Raw genomic sequence first — 14562 nt, 5'->3', positions numbered from 1 at the left:
GCGGCCGAGGCCCTCGGCCGGTTCGACCGAGCGATCGCCGAGGCGGGGGAGCGGCCGGACACCCACGGCGAGGTGGATCCGGACATCCGCACCGCACTCGCCGGCGCCTCCCGGACCCGTGACCGCGTCCGGTTCCGCTACCGCGACCGCCGCGGGACGGGGAGTACCCGCGCGGTGGAGCCCGAGCAGGTCGTCCGCACCGCGCACCGGTGGTACCTCGTCGCCTGGGACCTCGACCGCCGGGACTGACGGGTGTTCCGGGCCGACCGCGTCGACGGCGTCGTCGTCACCGGCCCGGCGGACCCGCGCCGCCGGGAGGTCGACGCGACGGCGCTGGTCGAGGAGGCGATCACCACCACGCCCTACGCGACCCACGCCGAGGTCGAGGTCCACCGCTCACTCGACGAGACCCGCGCCCTGCTCCCGGCCACCATCGCGCGGCATCGCGCCGACGGCCCGGACCGGACCCTGAGCACGGTCGGCGGGCTCGACGCGCGGTGGATCGCGGAGTTCCTGCCCCGGCTCGGGGTCCCGTTCCGGGTGCTCGGGCCCGACGACGTCCGGGAGCACGTCGTGGCCCGGTTGGAGGAGCTGCTGGCGTTGCAGCGCGCCCCGTGACGCAGGCCGCCACGCCCTGTTCCGGACAAGTCCGGTCCGGAACCGGACCTAGCATCGTCGTCACGAGACGAAGTGCCTGACCATGACCGACGGACTGTCCGACGCGCGTAGCCGCGCCCGCGAGGTGCGGGCGCTCTACGAGCAGCTCGAGGACCGGCTGCTGGGACGCACCTGGACCCTCCCGGAGCTGGCGCTCGGGTTCACCCACTACGCCGCCTACGTCGGGCGGCTGGTGCTCGCGGCCGAGCGCACCTGGGACATCGACGGCGACACCGACGCCGAGCTGCGGCACAAGCTCGCCGAGTGCCTGTGGTGGCTCTTCGTGCTCGCCGACCGGCTCGACGTCGACCTCCCCGAGGCCTACGGCGCCACGATGCAGCGCATCGGGGACGGGCTGCGGCGCGCGGTCGCCGACAGGGCCGGATGACGCCGCGCCCGCGACTGCAGGCGAGGTGCGCGACGGGACCTCAGCCCCCGGGGCGGCCGAGCCGGTGGTGCCGGATGCGCGCCTTCATCTCGGCGACGCCGTCGGCGAACCGCTGTGCATAGATCACCTCGACGACGACGGCACCGGCCGCCGTGACCGCACCGTCGGCGTCGATCAGCCCGCGGTCGTGCAGCTGCCGGGCCACCGGGGCCCGCAGCTGGTCGACGCGGGCGTCCCGGCCGTCGAGCAGCTCCAGCGCCCGTGCCTGCTCGGTGGACAGGTACATCGGCTCACCCCCTGCCCTGGGTTCGTACCGGGGCCGGGGCAGGTTCACGCCGAAGCGTCGGACGGTCAGATCAGCCCTGCCGCACGGGCCGCGATGACCGCCCGCGCCCGGTTCTGGGCGTCGAGCTTGCGCATGGCGCTGTGCAGGTAGGCCTTGACCGTCCCCACGGTGATCCCCAGCTGCGCCGCGATCTCGGCGTTGGTCGCGCCCACCGCGACGTGCTGCAGCGCCTCGATCTCCCGCGGTGAGAGGGCGGGAGCCTCTCCGCCCGTCCGACCCGGCGCCGGGCGCGCCCCGGCGAGGCCGTCGTGGATCCGGCTCAGCCGTGTGCGCAGCTCCGGGTCGTCGGTGCTCTCGATCAGCGCGGCGAGCTCCAGCAGCGCACCGGCCCGGCTCTCGGCGTCCGCGACGACCGCGACGGTGGGCGGAGAGTGCTGGTCGAGCAGGGCCGTGGCGTCCCGGGCGATGGTGGCGGCCACGATGCCCGCGTTGCGGACCGCGACGTCGCCGATCGGCCGGTGCTCGCGCATCGCCCCGTACACCACGCCACGGACCGAGCCGTGGACGATGATCGGATAGGCCAGGATCGATGCGAGCCGCTCGTTCTCGACGACGACGTGGTCGTAGTCGTGGGTGATCCCCGGGGTCGAGGCGTAGTCGCTCACCCGGCACGGGATGCGGCGGGCCATCGCGGCGCCGCCGAGACCGCGCCCGGACAGGACGCTGAGCAGCCGCAGCGAGTCGCCGAAGGTGCCGATCAGCTGGTTGATCGTCAGCTGCAGGCCGTCGCGCACCGTCCGGGTCGTCCCGCCGAAGACGACCGGCAGACCGGTCGTCGAGCTGAGCTCGTGGAGCCGGCGGGGCATGACCCGGTCCAGCGCACGGGCGACCGCGTCGTCGTCCAGCACGAGTGCTCCTCCCTGTCCCGTCGGCGTCCTCGCCGGCCCGGGCGGCCTCGTCGTGTGCAACGAGTCACGACTGGTGGGTTCTCCCAGAGATCGCCGGGTCCGTCAACCGGATCCGAACACTGACTTCGGTTGGTAGCGGGCGGTGGGCCGGCGCGGCGAGTCTCGGTCCGTCCGCCAGCCCGCGCTCGACGAGGAGCCCGCATGCCCCCTCCGTCACGACGTTCGCGCTGGCGTTCTTCGCCCGCCCGGTGACCGCCCCGACGACGGTCTGACCGCCCCACCGACCCCGAGGACGTCCGCCCCATGGGCAACCACGACATCTACCGCGACGCCCGCGACCGGCTCGTCGCGCTGCACGGCGAGCACGAGAAGGCCGTCGCCGACTTCACCTGGCCGCAGTTCGACGGCGCGTTCCAGTGGGCGCACGACTGGTTCGACGTGATCGCCGACGGGGAGACGCGGACCGCGCTGCGCATCGTGGAGGAGGACGGCGCCGAGGGCGCCTGGACCTTCGACGAGCTGCGCCGCCGCTCCAACCAGGTTGCCCGCTGGCTGGCATCGCACGGGGTCGGGCGCGGGGACAGCGTGCTGGTCATGCTGGGCAACCGCGTCGAGCTGTGGGAGTCGATGCTCGCGGTGATGAAGCTCGGCGCGGTGATCATGCCGACGACCACCGCGCTCGGCGCCGTCGACCTGCCGGACCGGCTGGAGCGCGGCCGCGCCCGGTTCGTGATCGCCGACGCGTCCTGCACGGGCAAGTTCGAGGGACTCCTCGACGGGCGCACCGCGATCTCGGCCGGCGGCACCGCCGAGGGCTGGCTGGACCTGGCCGACTCCCACGACGTGGACGACGCACCCGTCGAGCACCCGGGCACCACCGCCGACGACCGGCTGCTGCTGTACTTCACCTCCGGCACCACCAGCCGGCCGAAGCTGGTCGAGCACACCCAGGCGTCGTACCCGGTCGGACATCTGTCCACGATGTACTGGCTGGGCATCACCCCTGGCGACGTGCACCTCAACATCAGCTCGCCGGGCTGGGCCAAGCACGCGTGGAGCTGCTTCTTCGCGCCGTGGATCGCCGGGGCGACGATCTTCCTCTACAACTACAGCCGCTTCGACGCGGCGTCGCTGCTCGGCCAGATCCGGGACAAGGGCGTCACCACGTTCTGCGCGCCGCCGACGGTGTGGCGGATGCTGATCAAGGCCGACCTGTCCGGCGGGCCCGGCTCGCTGCGCGAGGTCATCGCGGCGGGCGAGCCGCTCAACCCGGAGATCATCGAACAGGTCCGGGCGCAATGGGGACTGACCCTGCGCGACGGGTTCGGCCAGACCGAGACGACGGCGTCGGTGGGCAACACGCCCGGGTCCGTCGTGAAGCCAGGGTCGATGGGCCGCCCGTTGCCCGGTGTCCCGGTGGTGCTGGTCGACGAGCTCACCGGCGAGGTCTCCGACACCGAGGGCGAGATCTGCATCGACCTCGCCCGGCGCCCCATCAGCCTGATGGTCGGGTACCTGGATATGCCGGAGAAGACTGCCGACGCCATGGCAGGCGGCTTCTATCACACCGGCGACACCGCGACCCGCGACTCCGACGGCTACCTGTTCTACGTCGGCCGCACCGACGACGTGTTCAAGGCCAGCGACTACAAGATCTCGCCGTTCGAGCTGGAGAGCGTGCTCCTCGAGCACCCGGCGGTGCTGGAGGCCGCCGTGGTGCCGCAGCCCGACCCGGTGCGGCTCGCCGTGCCGAAGGCCTACATCGCGCTCGCCCCCGGCCACGAGCCGACCCGGGAGACCGCGGTCGCGATCTTCGCCCACGCCCGGGACCACCTCGCGCCCTACCTGCGGGTGCGGCGCATCGAGTTCTTCGAGCTGCCGAAGACGATCTCCGGCAAGATCCGCCGCGTGGAGCTGCGGGCCCGCGAGCGCGACGAGGCGGGGGCGGCCGCGGGCGGGGAGTGGCGTTACGAGGACCTCCCGGAGCTGAGGGCCTGACCGGTCGCCGTCGTGAAGCACTCGCCCGCACCGGGGCGGCGGACCGGGACCGCGGCCCCGGGGCGGGGGTCGGTCAGGCCCGCCGGTCGTCGTCGTGGTCGTGGTGCCCGGGAGGCGGGGCCTGCCGACCGGCACGCCACCGCCGCACCATCCGCGGGAGCTCGGCGCGCAGGAAGGCGAAGAAGTCGGCGGTCTCCCGCAGCCGTGCCTCGGCGGCGGCGTCGGTGGAGGCGTCGGCGCCGTCGGTGAGGATGTCCTCCAGGGTCTGCAGCCGGTGGTCCTGGTGGGCGACGGCCGCCATCCACGCGTCGGGTCGCACCACGTAGGTGATCCGGCGTTCCTCCCGGCGTGCGACGTCGACGAGGCCGAGGCCACGCAGCATCTTCGCGCCGTTGGAGATCGCCGACGCCCCCACGCCGAGTTGCGTGGACAGGTCCGCGGCGGTGAGCGCCCCTTCGGGCGTCGCCATCAGCGTGGCGAAGATCCGCGCGGACATCCGCGGCCAGCCGGAGTTGGTGAGCGCCTCGGTGAACCGTGCGACGAACTCGGGGTCCGTGCTCTCGGCCATGTGGGGTTCCTCCGGTCCCGACGACTGTCAGCTATTTCATGAAATTCATGAATCAAGTGTAGCTTACCGTGCATGGCGGATGTCCTGGAGATGCGGCAGGTCGTGAAGTCCTTCGGTCGGACCCGGGCGCTGGACGGCCTCGACCTGACGGTGCGGCCCGGAGAGGTCCTCGGACTCCTCGGCCCCAACGGAGCGGGCAAGTCGACGACGATCCGGATCCTGCTCGGCATGCTCCGGGCCGACGCCGGCGAGGTGCGGGTCCTGGGTGCGGACCCGTGGACGGGTGCGCCCGCGGTCCGTCGACGTCTCGCGTACGTGCCCGGAGACGTCAGCCTCTGGCCGAACCTCACGGGCGGCGAGGTGATCGACCTCCTCGCGCGGATGCACGGCGGCCGGGACCGGCGTCGCCGGGACGAGCTCGTCGAGCGGTTCGCGCTCGATCCGAGCAGGCGGTGCCGCAGCTACTCGAAGGGCAACCGGCAGAAGGTCGGGCTCATCGCGGCGCTCAGCGTGTCCGCGGACCTGCTGGTCCTCGACGAGCCCACGTCAGGTCTGGACCCGCTGATGGAGGAGGTGTTCACGCGGTGTGTCGTCGAGGCCCGCGCCGAGGGGCGGGCGACCCTGCTGTCCTCGCACATCCTCTCCGAGGCCGAGCGCCTCTGTGACCGGGTGAGCATCGTGCGGTCCGGCAGGGTCGTCGAGACCGGCACTCTCGCGCAGCTGCGCGTACACGGCGCCACCGTGGTGGTCGCGACGCTGACCAGGCCACCGGTCGGACTGACCGGGCTCCCCGGGGTCCAGGACGTCGACGTCGACGGGCACCGGGTCGAGCTGACCACGACCCGCCTCGACGAGGTCATGTCGCACCTGGCGGATCTGGGGATCGAGACCCTGAGCGTCACGCCGCCCACACTCGAGGACCTGTTCCTGCACTACTACGCACGCGACCTCGCCGGAGCGAGGGGGTGAGCGCGCTGACCGGCACGTCGGCGATGGTGGGTCTGGTCGCGAGGCGCGAGCGCCTGCGGGGCACCGCCTGGTTCGTGACATCGGGGCTGCTGCTCGTGCTGGTCGCGGTGGGGGTCGTCGCGACCTACCCGACGGATGCCGCCCGGGCCGCCCTCGCGGCCTCGGCCGACGCCGCCGCCGGGGAGCTGTTCCTCATCGGCCCGGTCGTCGGCAGCAGCGTCGGGGCGGTCGCGTCGTGGCGGACGTCCGGCGTCGCGACGCTGGTCGTCAGCCTGGCGGCGGTCCTGCTCGTGGTGCGCTCCACGCGGGCCACCGAGGAGGACGGCACCGGGGAGCTGCTGGGGGCGGTGCCCGTGGGGCGGGCCGCCTCGGCGGCGGCCGCGCTCGTCGTCGCCGCCGTCGGGGCGCTGCTGGCCGGCACGGTGGCCGCCATCGGCTTCGTCGCCGTCGGCGCGGCGACCGGTGGATCGGTCCTGGTCGGGGCCCAGGTCGTGACCGTCGGGGTGCTCGCCGCGGCCACGGCGGTCCTGGCCGGCCAGGTGATGCGGACCGCGCGCGGAGCGAACGCCGTCGCGCTGGGCTGCGTCGGCGTGTTCTTCCTGCTCCGCGGAGCGGGTGACGTGGCCGGCGGGGCTGCTCGATCGGCCACGCCGTTCGGCTGGATCGCGGCGGTGCGCCCCTTCGCCTCCGACGACGCCGGCGAGCTCGTCCCGGCGCTCGTGCTGGCGGCGGTGCTGGCCGGGACCGGACTGTGGATCGCGGCCGGTCGTGACCTCGGTTCCGGCTTGCTGCCGGACCGGTCGGGCCCGGCCCGCGCCGGAGCCGCGCTGCGCGGGCCCCTCACACTGGCGCTGCGCAACGCCCGCGGCTCCGTCGTGGGGTGGAGCGTGACCGCGCTGCTGGTCGGCGTGCTGATCGGCGGGGTGTCCTCGACGGTGGACGGCCAGGCGTCCCTCGCCCTGGGTGGCTCGGCGGGGAGCGGCCCGGGGCTGGTGGCGGTCGCCCTGTACCTCTCCCCGCTGTTCGCCGCGATCCTCGGGATCCGCACCACCCTGCGGCTGAGATCGGACGTGACCTCCGGTCGGGCCGAGCTGCTCCTGTCCCGGCCGATCGCGCGTGCCCGGTGGCTCCTCGCGCACACCGTGGCCGGGACCGTGGCCGCGACCGGGGTGCTCCTGGCGTTCGGGGTCGGTCTCGCCGTGACCCGCGTCGGGAGCGACCCGTGGTCGTCCGCGCTCCTGGCCGTGTCCGGCGTGCTGCGGTCTCCGGCGGCCTGGGTGTTCACGGCACTCGCCACGGTGGCGCTGACCGTGGTTCCGCGGGCCGCCGGCCCCCTGGTCCTCGTCGTCCTCGGGGCCTTCCAGGCGCTGGAGCTCGCCGTCGAGTTCCGTCTCGTGCCGCCTGACGTGCTCGTCGTGTCACCCTTCGCGCTCGTCCCACAGCTCCCCGACGGTCCGGTCCACCTGGCGTCGGGCCTGCTGCTCGTCCTGGTGGCGGCCGCTCTCGTCGCGGCGGGGGTGGCGAACGCCGGTCGTCGCGACGTGGTCTGAGGTGGGCCGACCGGGTGTCGGTGTGGATCACGGCCGGGCCGGCGGGCGTCCCGGCCCGGGACGTGCCGTCACAGGTCCAGCTGCACCTCGGACCCCGCGGCCCGGGAGACGCACACGCAGAGCCGGTCCCGGCAGCCCGCTCGTCGTCGGTCAGGTAGGTGTCGCGGTGGTCGACCGCACCCCCGAGCACCGGTGTCACGCAGGTACCGCAGATGCCCTGTCCACAGGAGGAGGGCACGTCGACACCGGCGGCGGTGAGCGCCTCCAGCAGGGTGTGGTCCTCGTCGACCTCGACGGTCCGCCCGCTGCGCCCGAGCACGGCCTTGAACCGCCGGGCGCCCGCCGGGGCGGTCCCGGTGGCGACGACGTGCTCGTCGTGCACCGAGCCCGCCGGCCAGCCGTGCGCCCGGGCCCGGTCGTGGACCGCGTCGATCAGACCGGCCGGGCCGCAGACGTAGACGTGGTCCCCGGCTCCCGGTGAGGCCAGCACCCGGTCGAGGACGGCGCCGGTGCCGGCCGGGTCGAGCCCGAGGTGGTGGGTGGTGACGGGGTCGGCGGACAGCTCGTCGAGGAACGGCAGGTGCGCCTCGGAGCGGGCGAACGCGGCGATCGTCGCGTGCTGCGCGCGGATCATCGGCTCGTCCTGCTCCTCGAACGCGAACCGGCGCAGGTCGGAGATCTTCAGCCGCATCTGCGGGGTCTCGGTGCCCGGCCGCACGCCCCAGCGCGACGCCGTCGTGAAGAAGTGCGTGGTGCTCGCCGTCTCCGGGGTGAGGCTGTGGGTGCCGAGGTAGCCGACGCCCTCGGAACGCGGTCGTCCCGGCGTCGTGACGCCGACGTCGAGCAGCAGGTGCGACGGCGCCTTCCACCGGAAGTCGGTCCAGGTGTCGACCGGGGCGCCGTCGTCGTGGAACAGCATGTCGAACATGCCAGGGGGAGGCACCGACGCGGACTCCCGCACGCTGTTGACCGTGTCGCCGTCCTGCCGCACGGTCGTCGCGGTGTCCAGCATGGCGCTGTTCCCGAGGATCCCGTCGTGCAGGAAGCTGGTGTGGCTGCAGTCGAGCAGGTGGTCGACGATCAGGTCGTACGGCACGTCCATGACCAGGTGGTCGCGCCGGGTCGTGGTGTCCTCGGCGTCGAGGGTGCCGAAGTCGGGCGGCAGACCGTGATCGGGCTCCCGGTCACCGGCCAACCACCAGACCGCACCGTGCCGCTCCACCACGGTGTGCGCGGTGACCGCGGCGGCCCGCGGGCCACCGCCTGTCGTGAGGTCGACGCAACCTGTCCGTGCCGGCACTCGGAAGGGTGGGGAGCCCGTACCGGCTACCAGTGAGAATGCGGCACCACGGAAGGTCCTCTCAATTCCTGTCACACCATTGAGCCTTTTTCAACCTGACCAGCGAGCTTCTGCGTCAGGAGATCGCGAAGGTTGCAGCGCAACTGCTCTGACCACAGCTGCACAGGTCACCGGCTCGCCAGCTCGGCGTCTGCACCCACACAACCAGGCCCCTGAGCCGCCGGAACGGCAGGTTGAAAAGGGCTCATTGTGTGCCGGAACTGCGGGGCGTGTGGATACTCGCCCAAACGGCGGAAGAACCGCGATTCGAAACCGGCGACGACGCGCGGCGGTGGTGGTGACGCTGTGCGGCCGCGGGCACTCGGGTGGGGCGCCGATTGCAGACGCAATGGTGCCTGCGTGCTCGGTGGCGTGAAATCTCGCCGAGAACTGCTACCGACGGTGTTGCAGCCGCATTGCCATATCGGCGGCTATCAGGCGGTCCTCGGCCCGCTGGTAGGTCGCGTCGAAGAGGGCGTGGCGCAGGTGGCCGGGCAGGGTGTCGGGAATGCGTGGTGGCCGATGGAGCCGGTCGATTGCGGATTCCATGGTGTCGCCGGGGTACTCGCGACGCCCGGTGTGGGCTTCGAGCAGGACCAGGACCAGGGCAGGGCCAGGGCGTAGACGTCGACGGCGGGTGTGACGGCCTCGCCGGTGACCTGTTCGGGCGCGAGGTAGCTCGCGGCGCCGAGGAGCGTGTTGAGCTGGGTCAGTGCGGTGTAGCCCATGACGCGGGCGCTGCCGAAGTCCGCCAGACGTGCCCGCTCGGTGCGGGAGCAGAGGAAGATGTTGGCGGGCTTGATGTTGCGGTGTACGACGCCGCGGGCGTGCAGGTGCGCCAGCCCCGACGCGATGTCGACCCCGACCTGCGCCGTCTCCTGCACGGTGAGGGGGCCCTGGTCGAGTCGTGCGGCCAGGGTCCGGCCCTCGACGAGCTCGGAGACCAGGTAGGGGCGGCCGGCGTCGACGCCTCCGTCCAGCAGCCGCACGAGGCTCGGATGGACAGGTGCTGCATGGCGCGCAGCTCGCGGCGTTGCCGGTTCAACCCGGTGACGTCGCACCTGTCGAGGAGCAGTTTGACCGCGACGGCCCGATTCCCCGGTGGGTTCCAGGCTTGATAGACCGTCGCGGTGGACCCGCTACCGATGTGGGTCGCGAGGATGTAGCGCCCGGCGACCACATCGGTCGCCGGGACCGGTGACTCCGTCACTGCCGTGGCGCACTGTGCAGGCGACGTGCCCCGCAGTGTCCAGACCCTCGGCAGAAGTTCACGCTAGCGAGCGGAGAACTGCGCCCCGGATTCCAGCGCCGCGGTGCCGGTCTCGGTCACGGTGAACACATGAGTGGTGTCGCATTCGCTGGAGCTCGGTGGTTCGAGAGCGGGGCGGTCCTTTTCCCCGGCTCGGCGGAATGGATCGGGACGTCGACATGGCGAACGACGGCGGGTTCGGCCGCAGGCGGGCTCGACGAGCCGACGCTCCGGCCGGACCGGCTCGGGTCAGACGCGGTGGGCGGTGATGGCGTCGGTGTAGAGCTGCTGGGCGGTCGAGGCCGCGGTGGGGTCGTCGTCGGCGAGGAGCGCGACGAGGATGTCGACGACGGCGAGGTGGACGAGGCGGCTGGCCGTGGCTTCCAGGCCGTGTCGTTCGGGGGCACCGGCGACGACCGCGTGGCGGCAGAGCTCGGTGAACGGGGAACGCAGGTAGCTGGTGACCCCGATGGTGACGGCCCCGCTCTCGGTGGCAGCGCGCAGCGCGGTGAGGGTCTCCTGGGTCTGACCGGTGTGGCTGATCGCGAGACAGCATCCCCGGGGGCCCAGTGTGCGGGCGGCGAGGTGCTGCTGGTGCGGGTCGGTCAGTACTTCCGTGCGCACGCCGAGCATGCGTAGCCGGTATCCGGCATCGGCCGCGATCGGCGCGGACGTGCCCACCCCGGCGACGAGGACCCGCTCGGCCCGGCGCAGCAGGCGGACGATCTCGGCCAGCACGGCGTAGTCGAGGGAGCCGGGCAGCTGCTCGAGCCCTGCGGTCGCCGCGGCGAGGACGGCGCGCACCGTGTCGGTCGGGGTGCCGGGGGCCTGCACGCCTGCGTCGGCACTCGGTGTGGTCTCGGCCGCCAGGCGGAGCTTCAGGTCGTGGAAGCCCTTCAGACCGAGGTTGTCCTGGCAGAACCGCACGACACTCCCGACGGAGGTGTCGGTGCGGTCGGCCAGCTCGCTCACGGTCAGCCCCACGATCTCGGCCGGAGCGGCGAGCACGGCGTCGCCGATCCGGGCTCCGGTCGGCGACAGGCTCGGCCGCAGCGCGCGGATGCGGGCCGTGACCGTGCCGACCAGGGCGAGTGCCGGACGCGCGTCGGTGTCCGGGGCGACGGGGGGAGGAACCGGTCGAGCCATGACTCGACCCTATGCGGACCGTCGCCCGACTTCCGTGGGTTCCACCGAAACCGGTGGGAAGTTCCATCCATCGTTCACCTCCGCTGAGGACGGAGTTTCATCGCGGTCCCTAGCTTCGGAGGGCGTGATGACGAGCCGCACAGACCGTGTTCTGACCACCCACACGGGCAGCCTTCCGCGTCCGCCCGAACTGGCCGAGCTGATGGTGGCGCGCGAGACCGGCGTCGCGGACGAGGAGGCGCTGACCCGGCTCCCGCAGATGGTGCGCGAGGCGACCCGACTGGTGCTCCAGCGCCAGGGGGAGACCGGGATCGACGTCGGCAGTGACGGTGAGCAGGGCAAGATCGGCTACGCGACGTACGTGAAGGAGCGGATGTCGGGCTTCGACGGCGAGGCCGGCGCGCTGTCGCTGGCCGACCTCGAGGACTACCCGGAGATCACCGCCCAGGCTCTCGACGGCCTGGTGACCGCGACGCCGTCGTGCACGGGGCCGGTGCGCTACACGGGGGTCGAGGACCTTGCGCAGGAGATGAAGGAGCTGCGTGCCGCGGTCGACGCCGCCGGGGACGCGGCGCCGGCCGAGGTCGTGGTGACCGCGGCATCTCCGGGGGTCATCGCGATCTATCTGGCCGACCAGTACTACGGCTCGCACGAGGCCTACCTCGGAGCCCTGGCCGACGCGATGCGCACCGAGTACGAGGCGATCGTCGCCGCCGGGTTCGTGCTGCAGATCGACTGCCCGGACCTCGCGATGGGTCGCCACGCCCAGTACGCCGACGCCACGATCGCGGAGTTCCGCCGCGCCATCGCCGGGCATGTCGAGGCTCTCAACGCCGCCACCGCGGGCATCGCCCCGGACCGGATGCGGATGCACCTGTGCTGGGGCAACTACGAGTCCCCGCACCACCGCGACGTCGATCTCGCCGACATCGTCGACGTCGTGATGACCGGCCGGCCCCGTGGGGTGCTGATGGAGGCGGCGAACCCCCGTCACGCCCACGAGTGGCGGGTGTTCGAGGACTTCACGCTGCCCGAGGACAAGATCCTGGTGCCGGGCGTGATCGACACGTGCACCAACTACGTCGAGCACCCGGAGCTGGTCGCCGAGCGCATCGTGCGCTACGCCGACACCGTCGGGGTCGAGCGGGTCATCGCCGGCACCGACTGCGGCTTCTCCACCTTCGCCTCGTTCCTGCCCGTCCACCCGAGGATCGCCTGGACCAAGCTCGCCTCCCTGACCGAGGGAGCCCGTCTGGCGACCGACGCCCTCCGGTCGCGCGGCCGAGTCCGCGCTGCCGGGGTGGGCGGGTGAGCGCCACCGACGGGCACCGCCGGCCCGCACGCGCGCAGCGTGTCCTCTGCGTCGGTGACGTCGTGGGGGAGGAGGCGGCCCGCTGGCTGGCCGGGCGGGTACCGCAGCTGCGCGCGGACCACGGGCTGGACTGGGTCGTGGTGAACGCCGAGAACTGCGCGGTCACCGGGCCGAACCCGATGGACGGGTTCGGCATGACCGTCGAGGTCGTCGACGAGCTCCTCGACGCCGGCGTGGACGCGATCACCGGCGGGAACCACTCCTGGGACGGGCCGGACGTGGACAAGATTCTCGCCTACCCCCAGGTCGTGCGGCCCCTCAACCTCGAGGAGGACCGCGGCCAGGGCCTGCTCGCCCTCACCGGCCGCGACACGACGCTGACGGTGATCAACCTGCTGTCGCCGACGGCGGAGCTGCCCGGCATGGCCGCCCCGATGCCGCGTCCGCTGTGGCCGTCCTGGCAGGACATCGTGGCCTCCCACGACCTGCCCGGCGCGGTGGTGATCGACCTGCACGGCGAGTCCCCGTGGGAGAAGGCGTCGTTCGCCGCCGCCATCGACGGCCAGGTCGCCGGCGTACTCGGCACCCACACCCACGATCCGACCCTGCGCGGCCACATCCTGCCGGCCGGCACCGGCTACGTCACCGAACTCGGCATGACCGGACGTCTGGGGCACACCGGCGGTGGATTCGACCCGATGCACTTCGTCGCGAAGCTGCGCGGTGAGGACCACACGACGCTGCCCGCGTACACCCTCGCCGAGGGGCCCCTGGCCCTGGGAGCGGTCGTGCTCGACATCGACCCCACCGGCTCGACCACGGCGATCACCCGCATCAGCTGAGCCCGCAGGCCGGAGCCGGACCGCCTCGGGGCGGGACCACGATCTGGAGGAGAGCATGACCGGTACCCCCGCCCCGCCCCTTCCGGACCCGACCAGGACGCGGCAGCGGGTGCTGGTCTCCTCGACCGTCGGATCGACGATCGAGTGGTACGACTTCTACCTCTACTCCACCGCGGCCGCCCTGGTCCTGGGCCCGCTGTTCCTGCCGGCCGGGTCCGCTGCGGTCTCGACGATGGCGGCGTTCGGTACCTACGCCGCTGGGTTCGTCGCCCGCCCGGTCGGTGGGCTCGTCGCCGGGCACTTCGGTGACCGGGTCGGGCGCACACGGCTGCTCGTGGCATCGGTGCTCCTCATGGGGGCTGCCACGGTCGGGATCGGCCTGCTCCCCACCTACGACCAGATCGGGATCTGGGCACCGGTCCTGCTGGTCACACTGAGGATCCTGCAGGGGCTTGCCGTCGGTGGGGAGTGGGGCGGTCCTGCTCGCGGTGGAACACGCCCCACCCGGGCGACGGGCGTTCTTCGGCAGCTGGCCGCAGCTGGGGTTCCCGGCGGGTCTGTTCCTGGGCACCGTGGCGTTCAGCGCCGCCGCCACCCTGCCCGACGAGCAGTTCTACTCCTGGGGATGGCGGATCCCGTTCCTGGTCTCGGTGCTGCTGGTCGGGGTCGGGCTGTTCATCCGGCTCCGGCTCGACGACGGACCCGACTTCACCCGCGCACGCTCGGCCCGCCGACTCCTCGACCGGCCGCTGCTGGCGGCCGTGCGCGACCATCCGGGTCGGATAGCCGCGGGCATCGCCGCGGCACTGGGCCACGGCACGATCGTCACCCTGTTCACCGTCTGGCTGCTCAGCGTCGCCTCCGGACCGACGGGGGAGCACCGCAGCACTGCCCTGCTCGCCCTGATGATCGCCGCGGCGGGCCAGTGCGCCGTCACACCGGCCTTCGGGGCACTGTGTGACCGGATCGGCTACCGCCCGGTCATCCTCGGCGGACTCGCCGCCGGCGCACTCGCTCTGCTGCCTGGACTGGCCTGGGCGCCGGGCGGAACCCTGCCCGCCACGCTCGCGACCTTCGTCCCGGCCATGACCCTCGGCCACGGCGCCGTCTACGCCGGGATCGCCGGACTCCTGGCCACCACCTTCCCCGCCGAGGTCCGCTTCTCCGCGGTCTCGATCACCTACCAGCTCGGCAGCACCATCTCCAGCTTCGCCCCACTGGTCGCGGCCGCCGTGATCGCGACCGGACTCGGCCACGGCGTTGTCGCGCTCCTCGCGCTCCTCGTCGCGGCCACTGCGGCCACCGCAGTCGTCGCTCTCACCCGAGCACCACAACCGGGGAGCAGGTGAG

General features: G+C 72.8%; 12 protein-coding genes and 3 pseudogenes. 9 read left to right on the top strand and 6 right to left on the bottom strand.

Going from position 1 to position 14562, the window contains the following annotated elements; all coding sequences use genetic code 11:
- Window positions 1–72: 72 nt before the first annotated feature.
- Window positions 73–618 (top strand): annotated as a pseudogene (locus XF36_RS21735) (helix-turn-helix transcriptional regulator).
- An 82-nt stretch (window positions 619–700) separates the two neighbouring features.
- Entirely contained in the window at window positions 701–1045 is a 345-nt protein-coding gene (locus tag XF36_RS21730; RefSeq protein WP_060713380.1) for a hypothetical protein, read from the top strand.
- 40 nt (window positions 1046–1085) lie between these two features.
- Here XF36_RS21730 and XF36_RS21725 read toward each other — a convergent pair whose 3' ends face one another.
- Together XF36_RS21725 and XF36_RS21720 are read right to left on the bottom strand one after the other, a co-directional pair.
- Window positions 1086–1331: a hypothetical protein gene (locus XF36_RS21725; RefSeq protein WP_060713379.1), complete on the bottom strand. Its 246-nt coding sequence runs from the start codon at window positions 1329–1331 to the stop codon at window positions 1086–1088.
- Window positions 1332–1396: 65 nt separating this feature from the next.
- A complete protein-coding gene (locus tag XF36_RS21720; protein WP_060713378.1) occupies window positions 1397–2239 on the bottom strand; it encodes a helix-turn-helix transcriptional regulator in 843 nt (280 codons plus the stop codon).
- A 303-nt stretch (window positions 2240–2542) separates the two neighbouring features.
- On the opposite strand from XF36_RS21720, the gene XF36_RS21715 reads away from it, so the two are divergent.
- The gene (locus XF36_RS21715) at window positions 2543–4237 is read left to right on the top strand and encodes an AMP-binding protein (protein ID WP_060713377.1); all 1695 of its coding nucleotides are present in this window, start codon (window positions 2543–2545) and stop codon (window positions 4235–4237) included.
- Between the two features lie 73 nt (window positions 4238–4310).
- On the opposite strand, the gene XF36_RS21710 is transcribed toward XF36_RS21715, so the two are convergent.
- Window positions 4311–4805: a GbsR/MarR family transcriptional regulator gene (locus tag XF36_RS21710; RefSeq protein WP_060713376.1), complete on the bottom strand. Its 495-nt coding sequence runs from the start codon at window positions 4803–4805 to the stop codon at window positions 4311–4313.
- Window positions 4806–4877: 72 nt separating this feature from the next.
- On the opposite strand from XF36_RS21710, the gene XF36_RS21705 reads away from it, so the two are divergent.
- Both XF36_RS21705 and XF36_RS34445 read left to right on the top strand, forming a co-directional pair.
- Window positions 4878–5774: an ABC transporter ATP-binding protein gene (locus XF36_RS21705; RefSeq protein ID WP_060713375.1), complete on the top strand. Its 897-nt coding sequence runs from the start codon at window positions 4878–4880 to the stop codon at window positions 5772–5774.
- The gene (locus tag XF36_RS34445) at window positions 5771–7324 is read left to right on the top strand and encodes an ABC transporter permease (RefSeq protein ID WP_060713374.1); all 1554 of its coding nucleotides are present in this window, start codon (window positions 5771–5773) and stop codon (window positions 7322–7324) included. The genes XF36_RS21705 and XF36_RS34445 overlap by 4 nt, the downstream gene beginning before the upstream one ends.
- A 166-nt stretch (window positions 7325–7490) precedes the next feature.
- Here XF36_RS34445 and XF36_RS34440 read toward each other — a convergent pair.
- The 3 genes and pseudogenes from XF36_RS34440 to XF36_RS21690 all read right to left on the bottom strand — a co-directional run.
- Window positions 7491–8426 (bottom strand): annotated as a pseudogene (locus XF36_RS34440) (2Fe-2S iron-sulfur cluster-binding protein); the annotation flags it as partial.
- 671 nt (window positions 8427–9097) lie between these two features.
- Window positions 9098–9652, bottom strand: a complete 555-nt coding sequence (locus XF36_RS21695) for a serine/threonine-protein kinase (protein WP_060713373.1) — start codon at window positions 9650–9652, stop codon at window positions 9098–9100.
- 509 nt (window positions 9653–10161) lie between these two features.
- Window positions 10162–11058 (bottom strand): MurR/RpiR family transcriptional regulator, encoded by an 897-nt coding sequence (locus XF36_RS21690; RefSeq protein WP_060713372.1) that lies wholly within the window; start codon window positions 11056–11058, stop codon window positions 10162–10164.
- A 127-nt stretch (window positions 11059–11185) separates the two neighbouring features.
- Here XF36_RS21690 and XF36_RS21685 point away from each other — a divergent pair, with 127 nt between their 5' ends.
- The 4 genes and pseudogenes from XF36_RS21685 (at window position 11186) to XF36_RS21675 (ending at window position 14561) form a co-directional block, all read left to right on the top strand.
- Entirely contained in the window at window positions 11186–12370 is a 1185-nt protein-coding gene (locus XF36_RS21685; protein WP_060714891.1) for a cobalamin-independent methionine synthase II family protein, read from the top strand.
- Entirely contained in the window at window positions 12367–13212 is an 846-nt protein-coding gene (locus XF36_RS21680) for a YmdB family metallophosphoesterase (RefSeq protein ID WP_064485477.1), read from the top strand. Before XF36_RS21685 ends, XF36_RS21680 begins: the two co-directional genes overlap by 4 nt.
- 55 nt (window positions 13213–13267) lie before the next feature.
- A pseudogene (locus XF36_RS35790) lies at window positions 13268–13621 on the top strand (MFS transporter); the annotation flags it as partial.
- 52 nt (window positions 13622–13673) lie between these two features.
- Window positions 13674–14561 carry an MFS transporter gene (locus XF36_RS21675; RefSeq protein WP_255357114.1) on the top strand — a complete coding sequence of 296 codons (888 nt, stop codon included), beginning with the start codon at window positions 13674–13676 and terminating at the stop codon, window positions 14559–14561.
- Window position 14562 lies beyond the last annotated feature (1 nt).

It is taken from the genome of Pseudonocardia sp. HH130629-09 (assembly GCF_001294645.1).
Classification (GTDB): Bacteria; Actinomycetota; Actinomycetes; order Mycobacteriales; family Pseudonocardiaceae; genus Pseudonocardia.
The sequence above is the reverse complement of the archived record's forward strand: the minus strand, read 5'-3'. Positions and strand labels throughout refer to the sequence as shown.

What these genes read in the sequence shown, in the direction of transcription:
- XF36_RS21730 (WP_060713380.1), top strand. Translation starts at nt 701, where the DNA reads ATGACCGACGGACTGTCCGACGCGCGTAGCCGCGCCCGCGAGGTGCGG.
- XF36_RS21725 (WP_060713379.1), bottom strand. Translation starts at nt 1,331, where the DNA reads ATGTACCTGTCCACCGAGCAGGCACGGGCGCTGGAGCTGCTCGACGGC.
- XF36_RS21715 (WP_060713377.1), top strand. Translation starts at nt 2,543, where the DNA reads ATGGGCAACCACGACATCTACCGCGACGCCCGCGACCGGCTCGTCGCG.
- XF36_RS21710 (WP_060713376.1), bottom strand. Translation starts at nt 4,805, where the DNA reads ATGGCCGAGAGCACGGACCCCGAGTTCGTCGCACGGTTCACCGAGGCG.
- XF36_RS21705 (WP_060713375.1), top strand. Translation starts at nt 4,878, where the DNA reads ATGGCGGATGTCCTGGAGATGCGGCAGGTCGTGAAGTCCTTCGGTCGG.
- XF36_RS21690 (WP_060713372.1), bottom strand. Translation starts at nt 11,058, where the DNA reads ATGGCTCGACCGGTTCCTCCCCCCGTCGCCCCGGACACCGACGCGCGT.
- XF36_RS21685 (WP_060714891.1), top strand. Translation starts at nt 11,186, where the DNA reads ATGACGAGCCGCACAGACCGTGTTCTGACCACCCACACGGGCAGCCTT.